At 63.7% G+C, this 17,234-nt stretch carries 11 protein-coding genes and 3 other RNA genes; 5 read left to right on the top strand and 9 right to left on the bottom strand.

Going from position 1 to position 17,234, the window contains the following annotated elements; all coding sequences use genetic code 11:
• Window positions 1-8 precede the first annotated feature (8 nt).
• From XdyCFBP7245_RS03990 to XdyCFBP7245_RS03980, 3 genes are all read left to right on the top strand, one after another.
• Window positions 9-1,391 (top strand): APC family permease, encoded by a 1,383-nt coding sequence (locus XdyCFBP7245_RS03990; RefSeq protein ID WP_104614499.1) that lies wholly within the window; start codon window positions 9-11, stop codon window positions 1,389-1,391.
• 445 nt (window positions 1,392-1,836) lie between these two features.
• Window positions 1,837-3,234, top strand: a complete 1,398-nt coding sequence (locus XdyCFBP7245_RS03985; protein WP_104614498.1) for a trypsin-like serine peptidase — start codon at window positions 1,837-1,839, stop codon at window positions 3,232-3,234.
• 148 nt (window positions 3,235-3,382) lie between these two features.
• Window positions 3,383-3,458, top strand: a non-coding RNA gene (locus XdyCFBP7245_RS03980) — sX9 sRNA.
• Between the two features lie 73 nt (window positions 3,459-3,531).
• On the opposite strand, the gene XdyCFBP7245_RS03975 is transcribed toward XdyCFBP7245_RS03980, so the two are convergent.
• A complete protein-coding gene (locus XdyCFBP7245_RS03975) occupies window positions 3,532-4,176 on the bottom strand; it encodes a hypothetical protein (protein ID WP_146091643.1) in 645 nt (214 codons plus the stop codon).
• 486 nt (window positions 4,177-4,662) lie between these two features.
• On the opposite strand from XdyCFBP7245_RS03975, the gene XdyCFBP7245_RS03970 reads away from it, so the two are divergent.
• Together XdyCFBP7245_RS03970 and XdyCFBP7245_RS03965 are read left to right on the top strand one after the other, a co-directional pair.
• Window positions 4,663-5,070, top strand: coding sequence for a hypothetical protein (locus XdyCFBP7245_RS03970; RefSeq protein ID WP_104614595.1), 408 nt, complete (start codon window positions 4,663-4,665; stop codon window positions 5,068-5,070).
• A gap of 66 nt (window positions 5,071-5,136) precedes the next feature.
• Window positions 5,137-6,129, top strand: coding sequence for an MBL fold metallo-hydrolase (locus XdyCFBP7245_RS03965; RefSeq protein WP_104614496.1), 993 nt, complete (start codon window positions 5,137-5,139; stop codon window positions 6,127-6,129).
• A 14-nt stretch (window positions 6,130-6,143) separates the two neighbouring features.
• Here the strand turns inward: XdyCFBP7245_RS03965 and XdyCFBP7245_RS23690 are convergent, their stop codons facing one another.
• From XdyCFBP7245_RS23690 to XdyCFBP7245_RS03930, 8 genes are all read right to left on the bottom strand, one after another.
• Window positions 6,144-6,413 (bottom strand): hypothetical protein, encoded by a 270-nt coding sequence (locus tag XdyCFBP7245_RS23690; protein WP_146091642.1) that lies wholly within the window; start codon window positions 6,411-6,413, stop codon window positions 6,144-6,146.
• Window positions 6,414-6,420: 7 nt separating this feature from the next.
• A non-coding RNA gene (locus XdyCFBP7245_RS03960) (sX9 sRNA) lies at window positions 6,421-6,496 on the bottom strand.
• Window positions 6,497-6,866: 370 nt separating this feature from the next.
• Window positions 6,867-8,384: a tryptophan halogenase family protein gene (locus tag XdyCFBP7245_RS03955; RefSeq protein WP_104614495.1), complete on the bottom strand. Its 1,518-nt coding sequence runs from the start codon at window positions 8,382-8,384 to the stop codon at window positions 6,867-6,869.
• A 41-nt stretch (window positions 8,385-8,425) separates the two neighbouring features.
• Entirely contained in the window at window positions 8,426-9,454 is a 1,029-nt protein-coding gene (locus XdyCFBP7245_RS03950) for a cupin-like domain-containing protein (protein WP_104614494.1), read from the bottom strand.
• Window positions 9,455-9,458: 4 nt separating this feature from the next.
• A complete protein-coding gene (locus tag XdyCFBP7245_RS03945; protein ID WP_104614493.1) occupies window positions 9,459-10,220 on the bottom strand; it encodes a SapC family protein in 762 nt (253 codons plus the stop codon).
• 430 nt (window positions 10,221-10,650) lie between these two features.
• Window positions 10,651-13,806, bottom strand: coding sequence for a TonB-dependent receptor (locus tag XdyCFBP7245_RS03940; protein ID WP_170068498.1), 3,156 nt, complete (start codon window positions 13,804-13,806; stop codon window positions 10,651-10,653).
• A gap of 724 nt (window positions 13,807-14,530) precedes the next feature.
• Window positions 14,531-16,537 carry a M1 family metallopeptidase gene (locus XdyCFBP7245_RS03935; RefSeq protein ID WP_104614491.1) on the bottom strand — a complete coding sequence of 669 codons (2,007 nt, stop codon included), beginning with the start codon at window positions 16,535-16,537 and terminating at the stop codon, window positions 14,531-14,533.
• A 210-nt stretch (window positions 16,538-16,747) separates the two neighbouring features.
• Window positions 16,748-16,824, bottom strand: a non-coding RNA gene (locus tag XdyCFBP7245_RS03930) — sX9 sRNA.
• Window positions 16,825-17,234: the final 410 nt, after the last annotated feature.

Below are 17,234 nucleotides of genomic sequence, written 5' to 3'. Positions count from 1 at the left end.
ACACTTGCATGACCGAGACACCACGCCGCGACGATGCGGCAGAGCTGCAACGCTTTGGCTACGCGCAGGAACTCAAGCGCCAGCTCACGCTGAAGGATCTGCTGATCTACGGCCTGGTGTTCATGGTGCCGACCGCGCCGTTCTCGATCTTCGGCGGGGTGTTCGACATCAGCGCGGGGATGGTGCCGCTGGTGTATCTGGTCGGCTTCGTGGCGATGCTGTTCACCGCCTTGAGCTATCAGCAGATGTCGCAGGCGTTTCCGGTGGCCGGCTCGGTCTATGCGTACGTCGGCCGTGGATTAAGCAGCGGTATGGGTTTTCTGGCCGGTTGGGCGATCCTGCTCGATTACCTGCTGGTACCCACTTTGCTCTACGTGGTTGGCGCCAATGCCATGCACAACGTGTTGCCGGCGGTGCCGCAGCCGGCATGGATCGCGTTCTTCGTGGTGCTCAATACCGTGGTCAATCTGCGCGGCATCGAAACGACGGCGCGGGCGAATCGGTTCTTCTTGTTTGCGCAGCTGGTGGTGCTGGCGGTGTTCGTGGTGCTGGCAACGCTGGCGATCCAGCGCGGCGTCAACGGTGCGCACTGGAACCTGCGCCCGTTCTACAACCCGCAGGCGTTTTCGCCGCAGCTGATCTTCAGCGCACTGTCGGTGGCGGTGGTGTCGTTTCTGGGCTTCGATGCGATCTCCACGCTGTCGGAAGAAGCGCGTGGCGGTAACCGCGTGGTAGGCCGCGCCACCTTGCTGGCCTTGGTGCTGGTGGCGGGCCTGTTTGTGCTGCAGACCTGGCTGGCCGCGTTGCTGCAACCGACGCTGCAGCGTTACCCAAGCGCGCAGGCATCCAACGATGCGTTCTTCGAGATCGGCCGGCTGATTGCCGGGCCGTGGTTGCAGATCGTCATTGCACTGACGGTAGCCATCAGTGCGGCAATCGCCAATTCATTGGTGGCGCAAGCGGCAACCTCGCGGCTGTTGTTCGCCATGGCGCGCGACCGCCAGTTGCCGGCGTTTCTGCGCTACATCCATCCACGCACCGGCGTGCCGCAGCGCGCCATCCTGCTGGTGGCGGCGTTGAGCATGGTGCTGGGCGAGGTATTCGTCGGCCAAATTGCGCTGCTGTCCTCGCTGTGCAACGTCGGCGCGCTGACTGCATTCGTACTGCTGCATCTCGCCGTGCTCTGGCGCTTCCGCAACCAGGGCCGGATCGTGTTGCATGGCGTAGTGCCGCTGATCGGCATCGTGATCCTGGCCTATGTGTTGATCAACGCCGACCGGCATGCGCAGCTGGGCGGCAGCGCATGGATGGTGGTGGGGCTGGGCGTGTTGGCGTTCCTGAAACTCAGTGGCCGCTCCACCGAGTTCCGCGCCAGCGACGCACTGAAATAGCGCTTCGCGCATGGCGTTGAGCGCATGCACTGTGCGATTGCCACCGTGCACTGCGTGCGCGCTACAGTGCGCGCGTCTGCTGCAGCCATCACCGCCCGCTCGAACGCCACAGGCCGTGCTGCATTCGTCGGGCGCGTATCTTGCGTCGACCTGCGGAGTCCCGTAGCCAGTCTCCCTAACGTGCTGCCCCAACAGCGCTGTGCACGCACGCGTGCACGTGCGCGTAAGTACATGCGCGCCGACGCTGCCATGTTCATCGCACATGCGACGCAACGCATCGATGTGCGCAAAAGCTATTGTATTTTTATTGATCGCCCATCTCTGAACGAGATTTTCAGCACATATTCAGTTGTAAACATTCGCTAGTCTCGTTCCGCGCCAACGATGGCGCCGCAGGGTGTGGCCCCCGCCACAGCCTGCCGTTCCCTGACGAGAAGGACTACCCATGAATCGCAAGAATGCGTTGTACCTCGCGCTGCTCTCTGCTGTGTCCGGCGTTGCGCTGGCTGCGCCACCCACCGAGATGGATGCCGCACCGGTGAGCAGCGCGCCGCAGGCGGCCAAGCTCGGCGCGGCGACCTTGCAGTCGGCTAGCCTGCGCGGCGGCATCATGCCCACGCGCGTGGCGCAACTGGCTGCACCGAGCAGCAAGGAACTCAGCGCCGTGCGTGAGCGCCGCATTGCGCAGGTCAAGCATGGGCAGCCGCTGCAGATCGGCTTTTCGCGCGCGGTGGCGCAGCCGTTGGTCAACCTGGCCAAGCTCGATTGGCAGATGGCCGGCGACGGCTCACGTGTTGCGACCTTGAAGCTGGGCTCCGCGCAGGCGGCATCGTTGCGTGCGGCGTTGGTGCTGCGTGGCGCCGGCGCAAAACCGGGCGACCCGTCCAGGGTGACGCTGCGTTTTGCCGGCGACGACGGCCGCGTGTTCGAACAATCCGGCGCCAGCTTCGTCGGCACCGGCGATGCCATCGGCTGGTCACCGACAGTGAGCGGCGAAAACCTGCTGGTCGAGCTGTCGCTGCCGGCAGGCCTGTACCCGGAGAACTTCAGCCTCAGCGTTCCGCAGCTGTCGCATCTGGATATCAGCCCCACCGCCAGCCCGCGCGACATGATGACCATTGCCATCGGCGAGAGCGATTCCTGCCAGAACGACATCGTCTGCCGCGCCAATCCCACCGCCGGCTTCACCAGCGCCGCGAAGGCGGTGGCACGCATGGTGTTCACCACCAGCCAGGGCTCGTTCCTGTGCACGGGCACCCTGCTCAACAACACCAACACGCCCAAGCGCAATCTGTTCTGGACTGCGGCGCACTGCATCAGCACGCAGACGGTGGCCAATACCTTGCAGACGTACTGGTTCTACGACGCGGCTAGCTGCAATGGCAACACGGCCAGCGCGCAGGCGACCACGCTCAGCGGCGGCGCATTCCTGCGCCATGCCAATACCACGCGCGACACCGCGCTGCTGGAACTGAAGACCGCACCGCCGAGCGGCGCGTTCTATGCCGCCTGGAACAGCGCGGCGATCGGTGCCACCAGCACTTCGATCGTTGGCATCCATCACCCCGCAGGTGACGTCAAGAAATACTCGCTGGGCACGGTCAATGGCCTTAACACCTCCATCGACGGCAAGACGCCGCTGTACCGCGTGGTCTGGAACGATGGCGTCACCGAAGGCGGTTCGTCCGGCTCGGGGTTGTTCACCATCGCCAGTGGCGGTGCGTATCAACTGCGCGGCGGCCTGTATGGCGGCTATTCGTATTGCACGGCGCAGACCGATCCGGATTACTACTCGCGCTTCTCCGACGTGTATTCGTCGATCTCGACGTTCTTCGGGCAGTAAGCGTCCAGGCGTTATCGAGCAAGGCGTGGCAGGCGTTAGATCGCCTGCCACGCGTTTGCAGGACACGGGTTGGCGCGTTTCGACCTTGAGCGACCGATTGGTCTACTGCGCACCCGTCGGGCGGGCATGGCCGGTTCCCAACATTCTCATGGACCACTTGTAGACTCCGTTTCCTGAGCGCCGTCCACACGCGCCGGACGACTGATCGCCACGCTTTGTGAGCCGCTGCTGGACGCGAAGCAGTGCTCCGCACAGCCGCCTGCATGATCGATGTATGAGGCGTTTTGTCTGGCGCAGTTACGGCAACGCGGTGATGCGCTCACGCGATGGGTCGTTCCACAACTGTTGCTTGCTGAGATCGTTCAACAGCGTGGTCGCGCTGCTGTTGCCGGTGCGATGGGTGTACAGAATCCAGTTCGGCAGACCCGGGAACGCGCGGCTCGCTTCGATCGCGCGAGCGCCCTGAAAACGCATCAACCGATACACCCAGAACGTATGCCAGCGACGGTCGCGGGTCGCAGCCGGGTTGGCGGTGATTACCGACAGCTGCAGCAACGCACAACCGCGACGGCGTGGCACGCGCCGGTAATCATCGGGTGTGGGTTCGTGCGTGGGCACACGCAAGGCGCGGTAGCGATCGCCCTGCGACACCACCACGGTGCGCCACGCATTGCCGCCGGCCAGACCAACGCCGCCACTGCCCAGGGTCACCACGTAATCCGGACGACGGTCGCCATTGAGATCCACGCGCTCCACGCCATGAAAACCAAGCAGCCCGCCACCCAATTCGACCGGTGGCAGCAGCAGGCGTCCGGCTGCGTCCTGCACCTGCAACATCGGCGCTGTGCCGCGGTTGTCCACGGCGAGCACGGTGTTTGCATCGCGAAAATGGGTCACGCCCTCCCACTGCACTTTGCCTTCTACGGCGGGTAGTGAGTCCACTTTGCACTCGGAGCCAACGGGCGGCCGCGACCAGGGCGGATACTGCGGATGCCAGGCCTGCGCCTGCGCCGACAACAGCAACGTCAGCACTGCGAGACGGCATGCGTAGCGACCGCGCTCGCGCCGTCTCGTGTTGTTGCGCACATCCATGGCGGCGACGCTCTTGTTCCGATGATGCCGCACTATGCGGACTCGCCTGCATGGCGGCAAGCGTGTGCGGCGCTGCCAAGGCAGTGCGGGTGCCAGGCTGGATTGCGCTGCATAACAGGACGTTGGACCCACCTGCTTCGGAGACCGACTGGCCTCGCGGAGATGCCACCACGCACAATCCCCGGCAGTCCATGTGATCGTATGCTGCGGTGCCTGCGCAGCCATCTCTGCGGCGATGCGGCGCACACTGGTGCCACGCCAAGCGCAGCGTACGTCAAGCGAGCAAAGCGCATGGCAATCCTGCAGACTGCCAACACTTCGATCGCCAGGACTGGCATGCCGTTTCCCCATCGCTGTCGCCATGCTGTCACCGCTGCGCTGCTTGTCGCAGTGTCCACTGTCTCCACTGCCGCGATGGCGGCGACGCCGGCCGCCGCGGAAGACGTCAAGGCCTACGCACTGCAGCTGTGCCTGGAGCAGAACTACCAACGCAGCGGCCGGCTGGAACCCGACCAACTGCGCGACCGCTCGTATCTGCTCACCACCTACGCGCTGGACAATGCCAGCCCTGGCGCCACCGGGCGATTGCAGGCCTTTGTCGCGCAACAGACGGCGAACTATCACCGTGGCGAGGTGCCGATGAAGGACGAAGCACGGCGCGGTCCGTTCACCACCATCTTTGCGCAATGCATGGCGTTCTATCACTCACCCGCGCTACGCGACTTTGTAGCGAAACAACGCTGAGTCTTACCGGAGCGACGTGTTTCGATCGCTGCCGACATCCTGCCCCCCGATGATCCCGGAACCGCGATGACCAGTTTCACCAATCTCCGCAGCCGCCGCGGTGCGCTCAAGATCGCACTCGGTGCCGGCGCATTGCTGGTAACAGGCCAACTCGCCGCCGGTGCCCGCAAGGCGCATGCGACCGACGGTGCGGCACCTGCACCCTTTCCGGCCAAGGGCAGCGTGCTGGTGCTGCTCGGCACCAAGGGCGGGCCAACGCCCTCGCCGCTGCGTACGGCGGCAGCCAATGCACTGGTGATCGACGGGCAGCCGTACCTGATCGATTGCGGCAACGGTGTCGCCCAACAGCTGGCCAAGGCCGGCATCCGCCTCCCCGCGCTGCGCGATATCTTCCTGACCCACCATCATTCCGATCACAACGCCGACCTGCTCACTGTGGTGTGGCTGGCCTGGGCCAGTGGCTTGCAGACGCCAGTGCATCTGTATGGGCCACCGGGCATCGGCAAGATGGTGGATGCGTTCGTCGAAATGCATGCCATCGACATCGAGGCGCGTATCCGCGAGGAAGGTCGCCCGCCGTTCAAGCAGCTCATCCACGTGCACGAGTTCGACCATGCCGGCACCGTGTTGCAGAACGATCAGGTCACGGTGACGGCCACGCTGGTGGACCACTACACGCTCAAACCGGCGTTCGCCTATCGCTTCCAGGCACGCGACCGCACAGTGGTGTTCTCCGGAGACACGCGCTACCTACCGGCGCTGGCTGCATTCGCTCGAGACACCGACATCCTGGTGCATGAGGTGATGTATCTGCCTGCGCTGGAAAAGATGCTCAAGACCAACGACAACGCCCCCACCTTGTTGGACCATCTGCTCAAGAGCCATTCCACCAGCGAAGAGGTCGGACGGATCGCCGCCGCGGCCAATGCCAAGATGCTGGTGCTCAATCACTTCGTGCCTGGCGGCGACCCCAGCATCACCGATGCGATGTGGAGCGAAGGCGCGCGCAAGCACTACGCCGGGCCGATCGTGGTCGGCGCCGATCTGATGCGGCTGTAGCCGGCGGAACTACACTATGCGTCAAAACAATGTTGCGCAGACTTTAGAATAAATCCAAAATTTGAAAGATCGAACAAGTCAAATTTCATCATTTTAGCTACGCGTTGCAGGGCATTTCGCAGGCCAAAATAATGTCGCAAGATATGGAACCACCCGTTGATCCAATGCAGGAAAATCGCCGTCTGCGCGCGTCGATGGAGCGCATGCGCTCTAACCAGCGGCTTGCTCGCAGCGGTGTACTGATCGCAATGTTCGCCGGCATAGCGTTTTTTCAAGTCCGACATTTAGAGCGGCTAACAAAACGTAGCGAGCAGTCGTCAGGTGGGTGTGGACGGCGCGGAGGAACCGGAGTGTACGGGTGGTACATGCCGATTCCGAGCACCGGCCGCGCCCGCCTGGCGGCTGCACAGTAGTTTTGTTAGCGGCTCTTATTCAAAGACAACGCGTTACTGCTGATTGGCGTACTTCTGTCGACGGTGAGCGGCATCATTATCGTACTAACGGCGCTACCATTTCTGCGCAGCCCCTGCCCAGAATGCAAGCGTTCCTATCATGGTCCAGCAGCACTGCTACGCTCGGCGGAGCAGCCAGCACCTTGCAGGCATTGTGGCTTCCAGATCAATCAGCACGTTTCCCGTTACTCCTGAAACGCAGTGCACCTAATCGCCTTCATGTCGTGATCTTTGGCTGGAGCACGCAGGCATCTCAAGGTGTGGGGAACAAGCAACTAAATATCCTTACATAGCCACCCGCCTGCGCCCACCCCACAGCTGCTCGTCAGCCTTGCAATAGCGCTCGATAAACTCCTGCTGCGACGGCATCTTTTCCACCACGCGTTGGATCGGCTGCGCAATGCCATCCAGCAGGCGGCGCAGATCGTTGTCGGACAACGCCGCTGCCAGCGGATGATGCTGCAGCGGCACGATGCCCTGTCCCAGCAGTACATGCGTCCAGGAGTCCACGCGAAACAGTTCGTCGGTGCCTTGCCAGGCATGCGCGCGCTCGCGCCAGGCACGCAGACGCAGGCGCAGCGAGTCGGGCAGTTCCATGTCGCGACACTGCTGCCACAGCGGCTCGTCGCGCTGGGTAGCGTGGTAGTGCAAGGTGACGAAATCGCGCACGTGCTTCATCTCGGCGCGGCTGATGTCGTTGAACACATCGACCTGCGACGGCGCGATGCCATCGGCCGGAAACAGCGTAATCAACCGCACCACCGCGGCAATGGTGAGATGGATGCTGGTGGATTCCAACGGCTCGATAAAGCCGCTGGCCAGGCCGAGCGAGACCACATTCTTGTTCCAGGCCTTGAGCCGTCGCCCGGTGCGGAACGGCACCAGCCACGGCTCCTTGACCGGGGTTGCGGCCGTGTCGCGCAGCAGCTTGGCCTGCGCCTCGTCATCGGACATGTGCTGGCTGGAAAACACCAGCCCGTTGCCAACGCGATGCTGCAACGGAATATGCCAGCGCCAGCCCGCCTCATGTGCGATGGCGCGCGTATACGGCACCGGTGGCCCTACTGCTTCGGTCTGCACCGCCACCGCGCGGTCGCACGGCAGCCAGTGGCTCCAGTCTTCGTAGCCGGTGTGCAGCGTCTGCTCGATCAACAGGCCGCGGAAGCCCGTGCAATCGATGAACAGGTCGCCTTCGATCACCTGCCCGTCCTCCAGCACCAGCGCGGCCACATCGCCGCTATCCGGCTGCAACGTCACCTGCTGGATCTTGCCCTCGACACGCGTGACCCCGTGCGCTTCGCTGCGCGTGCGCAGAAACCGCGCGTACAACGCCGCGTCCAGGTGGTAGGCATAGTTGACGGCCGGCTCGCGTGGCAACGCGAAGCGGTTCACCCGCGAGGCCACGGTTTCCAGGCAGTAATCACCGAACGCACCAGGCATGCCGCGGCGCTGACTTTCCAGCCATAGATGATGGAAGGCGCACACCAGCGTGCTCTGGCCGGTAATGCCGAAGGGGTGGATATAGCGCTCGCCCTGCCGGCGCCAATGCTCGAACGAGATCGACAGCTTGAAGGTGCCGGCGACCGCACGCAGAAACTCCTGTTCCTCGATCTGCAAAAACCGATGGAAGGTGCGGATGGGCGGCACCGTGGATTCGCCCACCCCCACGGTGGCGATCTGATCGGACTCGACCAGGGTGATGTCCAGCAAGTCGCGAAATTGATGCGACAACGCACAGGCCGCGATCCAGCCGGCGGTGCCGCCCCCGGCGATGACAACCTTGCGAATCCTGGCCTGGTGCACGGCGTTTTCCTGTCAGTGGGAGCACAACACGATGGAGGCGATCAGCGATTGAGCTTGCCGATCAGCATGGCGCGCAGCTGGCGCGCGAGTGTGGGGTCGATCGGGCCCAGCACCTGGCGCGCGTGCTCGGGCAGATGTTCGCCGGCACGCTCGGCAGGGCCGAACACGTAGTAATCGAACAACGCACGCCAGGCGGCCTTTTCCGACGCCGGGCGGTCGCGGATGGCCCACAGCGCGTGATACAGCGCCTGCATCGGTGCAGGCAGCTGCGCAGGCGCCGTGCTCCACCAATAATTGACCAGGACATTGAACGGTTGCAGCGACTGCACGTGGTGCCACCACATGCTGGGGATGAAAATCGCATCGCCCGGCTCCAGCACCGCCGTGCGTGCCTGCGACAACGCATCGGCCATGCGCGGATAGCGCGCAAGATCCGGATTGGCCACATCCACCATGCTCACCACCTGCCCGCCCGGCGTGGGCTCCAGCGGGCCCGGATACAGATTGGCCACCTGCTCGGGCGCAAACAGCGTGAAGCGCCGCTGGCCTACCGCGCACACCGCAACGTTATTGGGCGCATCGAAATGGCAGGAGGCGATGACCCGGTTGCCGATCCAGATGCTGGGCGGCACGGCGTTGCCGTCTGCGCTGACATCCAGCGCATTGCCTGCCGCAAAACCCGACAGGTGCGCATCGATCGGCAACGAGGCCAGGTAATACGTGGGCGGCTGCGGATCGTCCAGATGCGCGTCGATTGCATCCAGCAGCGCGCTCAAGCTGCCGCGCTGCACCTCGAAGTTGAGATCGCTGCAATCGTCGCGATAGAACGGCCTACCGCCGATGTCCGGAGCGCCATACGAATACTGCAGTGCCAGGCCGGTATCCATGCCGCGCAACTGCGCCATGGCCTGCGACGTACCACGCTGCGCTGCCTGCACCAGCGCCCAGTCGCGCGCCACCCCGCGCAGCACCAGCGGCTGCGCAGCCGCGCACAACTGTGCCAGCAATGCCGCATCCGGCTGGCAGTCGCTGCGCTCGGGCAGCGGGGCGATCGATGACAGTGCGCGCATGCGATCAGGCGTGTGCTGCGGCTGCCGCAGCGGTCTGCGCGTGCTGGAGCCGGCGCTGTTTTTCGCCCATCAGCCGGCGCAGGTTGTACTGCGAGGCCAGCATCAGGAAGGCACCCTCCAGATACCCGGCGTGATGCAACTGCTGCAGGGCGGCACCATCCAGCGCAGCCAATCGCTCGCGGTCGATGCTGTGCAACCCTTCCAGGTGCACGCCATGGCTATCGTCGAGCACCATATCCAGCTTCACAGGTTGAATCAGGCCCAGCGCATCGAATGCCGCGCACATCGCCTGCACCGCATCCATGCCGTCACGGATGCCGCGCAACACGCTGATGATGTGCTCCAGATACGCGCTGTGCCCGCCCTGCGGCAGAAACACCGGTTCGCCGTCGGCGCGACTGATGCGCGGGTGCTCCAGGTCGACATGAATCACCGGCTCCTGCACCAGCGCGCCATCGATACGCTGCTCCTGAAACCCGATCAAAAATGGCCCCTTGGCGACGATGCCCGGCAGGTAACCGGCATTCCAGCGGCCGTCTTGCAGAAACAGGTTTTCGTCGGGCGCAAAGCCCAGCAATGCCACCGACTGATAGGCGCCGGTGGCCGCATCCTTGCGAAAGAACAGCGGGTATTCGCGTTGCAGCTCGGCGTACTCGGTGACGAACGCCGGCACAAAGCCCACCGCATCGCCAAATTCGGCACCAAAGCGCAGAATCACGCGCAGATCGTGGTGCGCCACATTGTTGAGCACTGCATATCGCGACATCTAAGGCTCCAGCAGTGGCCGGCGATGGGCACTGCACTGGTCGGGGAATCGATCACGCGACGGCATGCCGCGCCTGCTGCCCGCGAGCATTGCCAAAAAGTGCGAAGCCGGCAAGCGGCAGAGCAGCATGCGCTGGCGGAAGGCAGACGAAGATGTGTCGATTGGCGGACACGTCATCCGTCCGCCGGTTTCACTTCGATGACGCAGCGCACCTGTGCCGCCTGTTGCGCTCGCCTGGGATATCGCTGCCGGATGACGCATGCAGCCTGTGTGGCTGGCGCCGCAGCGTCTCGCACGCACATCCCACTGACACAGTCGCAAGCGCCGACCGCGCAAAGGCAATCTGCGCGGCAGCCGGCGTGCACCAAGGCACACACCGGCTGCGCGTCTGCAACGTCCTGACGTCAGAACGTCAACCCGTGCGCTTCACTCAGAACGCGTAACGCACGCCCAGCGTGTAGCGCGGCTGCTGGTCGATCAGGCGGATCATCTGCTTGTCCGAGCGTCCATGCCACCGCACGTCTTCGCCGGTCAGGTTGATCGCCTCAAAGCCCACCGACAGCTGCTTGCTGAAGCTGTAGCTCAAGCTCAGGTCCCATTGCTGGTAGGCCTCCACGTAGTACGGATTGCGGTTGGCGCCGTCCTGGTTGGCGGCGATCAGATACTCGTCACGCCAGTTCCAGGCCAGACGCGCGCTCCAACCGTACTTTTCGTACATCAGCATCACGTTGGCGGTATCGCTCAAACCGAGCAGTGCGAACTGGTCGCGGTCGATCACCGTGTTGTCGAAGCCCACATCGCCCTCGACGATGGTGTAGTTGGCATAGATACCGAAGCCAGTGCTGTCGAAGAAATACTGCCCGCCCAGTTCCCAGCCATGGATGTTGGCCTTGTCCTGATTGACCGGCCGCGACACATCGAATTGATACAGCGGGTCGGAAGCATTGCCGACGATGTCGTACGCATTCTCCAGAGCAAGACTCTGCGCAGAGCTGCCGTTATAGGCGGCCAATCCACCGGTCGCCGCAGCGTTGCGCAACAGCGCCATCGCTGCGAACAGCGAGGTATCGTTGGCCGAGCAGGCGGCCGCTGCGTCATTGCCGGCCGCGCCAACCTGCGCTGCGCAGGCACCGCTTTGCAGGAACGCCAGCGCGGACTGCGCGTCCGGTCCCGAGGTGGGATCTCGCAGCCCGTACAGCGATTCGCGCGACACCGTGTTGCCGATGAAATTGCTGACGCGCTTGTTCCAGAACGTGGCCGAGACATAGCTGGCATCGGCGAAGTACCACTCTAGCGCCAGATCGAGATTGTCCGATTCCAGCGGATCCAGCGTCGGGTTCTGCGAGCTGCCGGAGGCACGGGTGGAAGGGTTGATCAGGATCGAGCCGCTCGGTGTATTCGGCGTCGGCCCGGCGATCAGGTTGTTATAAGGCGCACGCGCGATCGTCTGGCCGAACGACGCGCGGCCTTTCAGCTGATCGGTGATGTCGATGCTGAAATCGAGATTGGGCAGGATGTAGTTGTAGCTGGTCTTTTCGCTGAAGGGCTGCTGCTCGGTGGAGCGCAGCAGCTGGAAGTCGTTGTTGGCCTGCCAGAGCAACGCAGTGGGCGTGGCCACCTGCGAGGTGGATTCCACATCGGTCCGCTCGTAGCGCAAGCCCAGTCGCGTATTGGTGGTCATGCCGGAGATGTCTCCCTTCAGTTCCAACTGCACATAGGCGGCGCGGGTCTTCTCTTCCACCTGGTTGTCGGCGCTGTACTGCGGGTTGTAGCGGGTGGTGGCGCCATACTGGCTACCGCCCCACAGGGCCAGCTGGTCGGCATCGCCACGCCAGGCATTGGGCGCCGCACCGTTGGCGTTGAAGTCCTTGAACATGCCGGTGATGCTCACCGGGCGCAACAACGCCTGCATGCCGGGCTCGTTGCCGGCATTGGCCACGCCCCAATCGCCGAGTGTCGAATAGGTGTCGCTGGTCAGCCGGTTCATGGTGGTGTTGGCCGTACTCACACCGAACTGGAAGCGCCCGTCGTCGAAGTCGAAAGTGCCATCCATGCGCCCCTCTTTGATCTCGGTCACCTGCGATTGGTAGTAGATGCGCAGCACCTGCGAGCCGAGTTCGGCGGGGGTGAAGTCCGGATTGACCACACCGTTGGTGCCGGCCAGGGAATCGGCAGCGGTGGGATACCAGGTGCGTGCGCCGATCGGCAACGAATTGTTGAACGAAAGCTCCTGCCCCCATTGACCGCCACAGGACGGGCCGTTGACGCAGTTATTGGTGCCGGCGAAGCTGAAGTACGTGGCACTGCCGCCGGTGGTCGGGTCGTTGGGCATGCTCTTGGTTTTCGAGTTATGCGCATCGAAGGACAATTGGAAACGGTCGCTCACCTGCCAATCGGCATTGAAGCCGAGCGAGCCGAGCGTGTACTTCTGCTCGTTACGCTGCTGCTCCATGCCGAAGTCCTTGGCACCGTTGGGCACATCGCGCAGATACACCGGCGTTGCCACCGCCTGGCCAGTATCGAAGGTCAGATCGGTGAAGCTGTTGGCGCGTTGCAGCCAGATGCCCTGTTCGCCGCGTTCTTCGCGGATTTCATTGGACGAGTAGGTGTAATCCAGGGTCAGGGTGAGGCTGTCGCTCGGGGCGAATTGCACCACCGCCTGGCCGTTCATGCGCTCGCGCTGGAAGTCGGCGAAGGCATAACGCAGGTCGTTCGGCATGCCGTAGAGCTGGCCGATCTGCGGTGCGTTGGTCACGACCGCGCCCGGACGCAAGGCCGGATCCGTGCCTGTCCAGGGCTGGATATTCCAGGTGTTTTCGGTGGCCTGCACCGAACCGCCATGACGCTTCTGGTAGCTGGCGCTCAGGCCGATACCCAAGGTCTTGTCCGGGTTGGTGTAGCTGAAGATGCCCGACACTTCCGGGGTCAGCGAATCGCCGAACGGCTGCGAGCGGTCGGACACCATCTTGGCGCCGGCATTGGCCACCACGCCCTCGTGATTGAACGGCTTGTCGGTCTGGATGTTGATCGTGGCGCCGATACCGCCGCTGGGCGCGGTGGCGCGGCTGGTCTTGAACACCTCGATGCCGGTGATGGCTTCGGAGGCGAGCTGGGCGAAGTTGAACGCACGCGTGCCCACATCCACGCCACCGATCGGCGTCTGCCCGGGCGCACCGAAGGCGTCGGCACCGGGAATCAGGCGGCCATTGAGCGTGACCGTATTGAATTGCGGACCGAAGCCGCGTGCGGTGACCTGCGCACCTTCGCCATCGCGGCGTTCGATCGAGATGCCGGTGATGCGTTGCAGCGACTCGGCCAGGTTGGTGTCCGGAAACTTGCCGATATCTTCGGCGCTGATCGCATCCACCACACCGGCGGCATCGCGCTTGATGCCCATCGATTGGTCCAGGCTGCTGCGGATACCGGTGACGTTGACGGTATCGAGCGTGGTGGCGGCGTCGCTGCTGGACCGCGGCGCGGGTGTCGGCGGCGCGACGTCCTGCGCAAACGCGGGATTGATGACCAACAGGCCGCCAACGAAGGTGAACATGGCCTTCGACTTGAAGCTGTTCAACGTACGACGCATCGATGTGTCCTCGGGAGTGGAGTCCAACCGCCTACGGCCGATGTCGCGGCATGCGACACGGCGAAGTCATGACCACCGCCCGGTAGGCGATGGAACAGCACTGCTGTGAATAAGGTCCCCTAGCGCGCATGCCACCGATCGCCCCTTCGATCCTCGGCCTGCGTTGTGCGTTGCATGCCTGCAGCTGACAGCGCCGACACAGGTGGTGTCGGTGACAGCTGCGCAACGCATGCCATGCACGGCGTGCCGGCCAGTGATAGCGCTAACACGCCACGCAGCCTAGTCAGGCGATAAAGCGCTTGTCACCGTGCGTTGCAGCATAGTGATGGGCACGCACTGTTACAGCCGATACGGCAGCCGCTTGAGCCCGCATGCAGTCTTCAATGGCAGTGCGGCTGTAAGCGTTATCATCGGATTGCGCAAAAACCGGCAGCAGGCGCAGCGAAACTTGCACAATCAAACTGCCGCAACAGCGTCGCGCAAGGCGACTGCGCAAACGGCGCATCGACGACAACGTGATTGCGTCAAATGCGCGATGCACACGATGGCCATGCAGTGATGGCGACCGATGGTGTGGCGCTGGACATCAGTGCAGCGTTGACGGATGCATAAAGAAAAAACGGCGCAATCTTCGCAATCGATTGCGCCGTGTAGCGCGGTTGCCGCGCGCGTCAAGTGCGCGCATCGGTCAGCGGGGTCGTCAGCCCGCGCGCGCTGGCGACGGTCAGCCGATCACATCCACGCGATCGTCGCTGCGGTCGGCATCCGGCAGCGCATGATCCGGGTCCAGAGTCACGTGCAGCACTTTCTGCGTGGTGGGCAGCGTCAACGTCGGGGCGGTGTTCTGCAGCCAGGTCTCCACCGGCACGCGACGGTCCAGGTGGCTGCCGTCGGCCAGATCCACGCGCACGGTGACCGGCATCACCAGCTTCTGCCGGCTACGCAGAGTGAGCTGCAGCCCCTTGGCCGGGTCGTGATCGACGTACTGCGCGCGGGCGATGCCCATGTCCAGCTGCCAGTTATTGAAATACCAGCCGCGCCACCACCAGCTCAGGTCTTCACCGCTTTCGCTTTCCATCAACCGGAAAAAATCCGAAGGCGTGGGATGTTCGTAAGCCCAGGTGGCGATGTATTTGCGAAACGCTGGATCGAAGCGCTCCGGCCCCAGAATCTGCTCGCGCAGCAACACCAACCCCAACGCGCCTTTGAAATAGGTCAGCGGATGACGGTAGGTTTCGCTGGTGGCATCGGCGATATCCATCAAGGTGGGCGCCGTGCGGTCCGCCAGCAACGGCAGGATTTCATCGACCGGGTTTCCGCCCTTGGGCGCATATTCCGAGTCGCGCTTGGGCGCGTATTCGCCCTTGTTGAAGGCATCCGATGCGTACACATCGATGAAGGTATTGAAGCCTTCGTCCATGAAGGCATGGCGGCGTTCGTTGGAGCCGACGATCATCGGGAACCAGGTGTGGCCGATCTCGTGGGCAGTGATCCAGAACAGGTCCTTGCCGCCGTCTTCGAAGCCATCGAAGACGATGCCCGGATACTCCATACCCGCGCCATAGCCGCCCAGGTTGATCGCAGCCGGCCACGGGTACGCATACCACTGGGAAAAATGTTCGATCGCACCTTTGACGTATTCGGTGGAGCGGTTCCATTTATCCGCGCCCACACCTTCCAACGGGTAGACCGACATCGCCAGCGACTGCTGGCCGCCCGGCAGGTTGATGCGTGCGGCATCCCAGACGAACGCAGGCGATGCGGCAAACGCGACATCGCGCGTGTGCTCCATATGGAAGCGCCAGGTGCGCGTGCCATTGCCTGCCGGCGCCGCTGCGCGTGCGGCGACCTCTGCAGGCGTGCGGATCAGCACCGTGCGGTCGCTGTCGCGCGCCTGTTGCAGACGTTGCTGCTCGGCGCGGCTGAGCACCTCGGCCGGGTTGGTCAACGCACCGGAGCCGGCCACCAGAAATCCATCCGGCACGGTCACCGCGTAATCGAAGTCGCCGTACTCCAGATAGAACTCCGAGCCCAGATACGGTTGCGTGTCCCAGCCGCGCAGATCGTCGTACACGGCCATGCGCGGGTACCACTGCGCAATTTCGTAGATCTCGCCCTGCTTGCTGGCGCTGTAGGCGGTGCGCCCGCCCCAGGTGCCGGGAATGCGGTAGCGGTAACGGATCTGCAGCGTCAGCGCCTTGCCCTGCCCGGCCAGCGGCTGCGGCAGATCCACCCGCATGCGGGTGTCGTCCACCACGAAGTGCACAGGCTGGCGGCGGCCATCGCGCTCAATCTCCACGCTGGCGATCTGCATGCCCTCGGTGAACTGGGTGCGCCGCGATGGACGGCTGGCCGCCGCGCGCGCGTCGGCGCGGTACATGTTCTGGTCCAGCTGCAGCCACAGCACGTCCAGCGTGTCCGGGCTGTGGTTGGTGTAATGGATGGCGGCGGTGCCGCTGAGCGTGTGGCTGGCCGGATCGATGCGCGCGTCGAGCTGGTAATCGGCACGGTTCTGCCAGAACAACGGGCCGGGCACGCCACTGCCACTGCGGTAGGCATTGGGTGCATCGGGCAAGTGCAACGGTGCGAACAAGGCCAGTGGATCGAAAGGGCTGGCCGGTGCGGGTACTGCGGTTGCGGAACTGGCTGGTGCGGGAGCGGCAAGTGCGGGCGCGGCAACGCATGCCAGTGACAATGCAACGGTAAGCGATCGGCGCACGGTGGGGGTCATGCGAAATCCTGCGGCGTGGGGGGCTTCCATCCTAAGGCGCGCCGCGCCGCGCGCGGGAATGCCATTGGTCCCGGATGGCGCTGCACGATTCCGCAGCAGCAGCGCTCCGCTCGACGATCTGTGCGACGGCCATGCCGGTGATGCTGAGAACGGCTACCAAAACCAACCCACGCCTGCCTATCGCAGAGCGGCTGATCTGCGGCTTAGAGTGGCTAACAAAACGTAGCGAGCAGTCGTCAGGTGGGTGTGGACGGCGCGCTCAGAACCGGAGTGTACGAGGGGTACATGCCGATTCCGAGCACCGGCCGCGCCCGCCTGGCGGTGAGCACAGTCGTTTTGTTAGCTGCTCTTGGTTGCAGAGCCTTTGCCCACCTACCATCGCGGGACACGCTGCAAGTACGTCCGTTTAAGCGCTTACGCGGCATCCATGCCGCGTAAGGTCCCGCAAGGGTGGGCGGGCAAGGACCAGTCGGGATGGTCGGGATGCATGGCGTTGAGTAAAGCAGCCAGCAAACTCTCTGGTGCGGTGTCCTCGCCGCTTGCGGGGCCGTGTGGCGGCATGGACGGGTTCACGGCGTGTCCCGCGAGCGACGAGGGCACCGCGCATTCGATCCACTCAGCGTTTGACCTGGACTTCTGACCGCATCCACCAAGACACGGCCGACAACACCAGACTCACCGCCAGGCGCCCGCTCGC

It is taken from the genome of Xanthomonas dyei (assembly GCF_002939865.1).
In the GTDB taxonomy this organism is placed as follows: Bacteria; Pseudomonadota; Gammaproteobacteria; order Xanthomonadales; family Xanthomonadaceae; genus Xanthomonas; species Xanthomonas dyei.
The sequence above is the reverse complement of the archived record's forward strand: the minus strand, read 5'-3'. Positions and strand labels throughout refer to the sequence as shown.

What these genes read in the sequence shown, in the direction of transcription:
- XdyCFBP7245_RS03990 (WP_104614499.1), top strand. Translation starts at nt 9, where the DNA reads ATGACCGAGACACCACGCCGCGACGATGCGGCAGAGCTGCAACGCTTT.
- XdyCFBP7245_RS03985 (WP_104614498.1), top strand. Translation starts at nt 1,837, where the DNA reads ATGAATCGCAAGAATGCGTTGTACCTCGCGCTGCTCTCTGCTGTGTCC.
- XdyCFBP7245_RS03970 (WP_104614595.1), top strand. Translation starts at nt 4,663, where the DNA reads ATGCCGTTTCCCCATCGCTGTCGCCATGCTGTCACCGCTGCGCTGCTT.
- XdyCFBP7245_RS03965 (WP_104614496.1), top strand. Translation starts at nt 5,137, where the DNA reads ATGACCAGTTTCACCAATCTCCGCAGCCGCCGCGGTGCGCTCAAGATC.
- XdyCFBP7245_RS23690 (WP_146091642.1), bottom strand. Translation starts at nt 6,413, where the DNA reads ATGTCGGACTTGAAAAAACGCTATGCCGGCGAACATTGCGATCAGTAC.
- XdyCFBP7245_RS03950 (WP_104614494.1), bottom strand. Translation starts at nt 9,454, where the DNA reads ATGCGCGCACTGTCATCGATCGCCCCGCTGCCCGAGCGCAGCGACTGC.
- XdyCFBP7245_RS03945 (WP_104614493.1), bottom strand. Translation starts at nt 10,220, where the DNA reads ATGTCGCGATATGCAGTGCTCAACAATGTGGCGCACCACGATCTGCGC.
- XdyCFBP7245_RS03940 (WP_170068498.1), bottom strand. Translation starts at nt 13,806, where the DNA reads ATGCGTCGTACGTTGAACAGCTTCAAGTCGAAGGCCATGTTCACCTTC.
- XdyCFBP7245_RS03935 (WP_104614491.1), bottom strand. Translation starts at nt 16,537, where the DNA reads ATGACCCCCACCGTGCGCCGATCGCTTACCGTTGCATTGTCACTGGCA.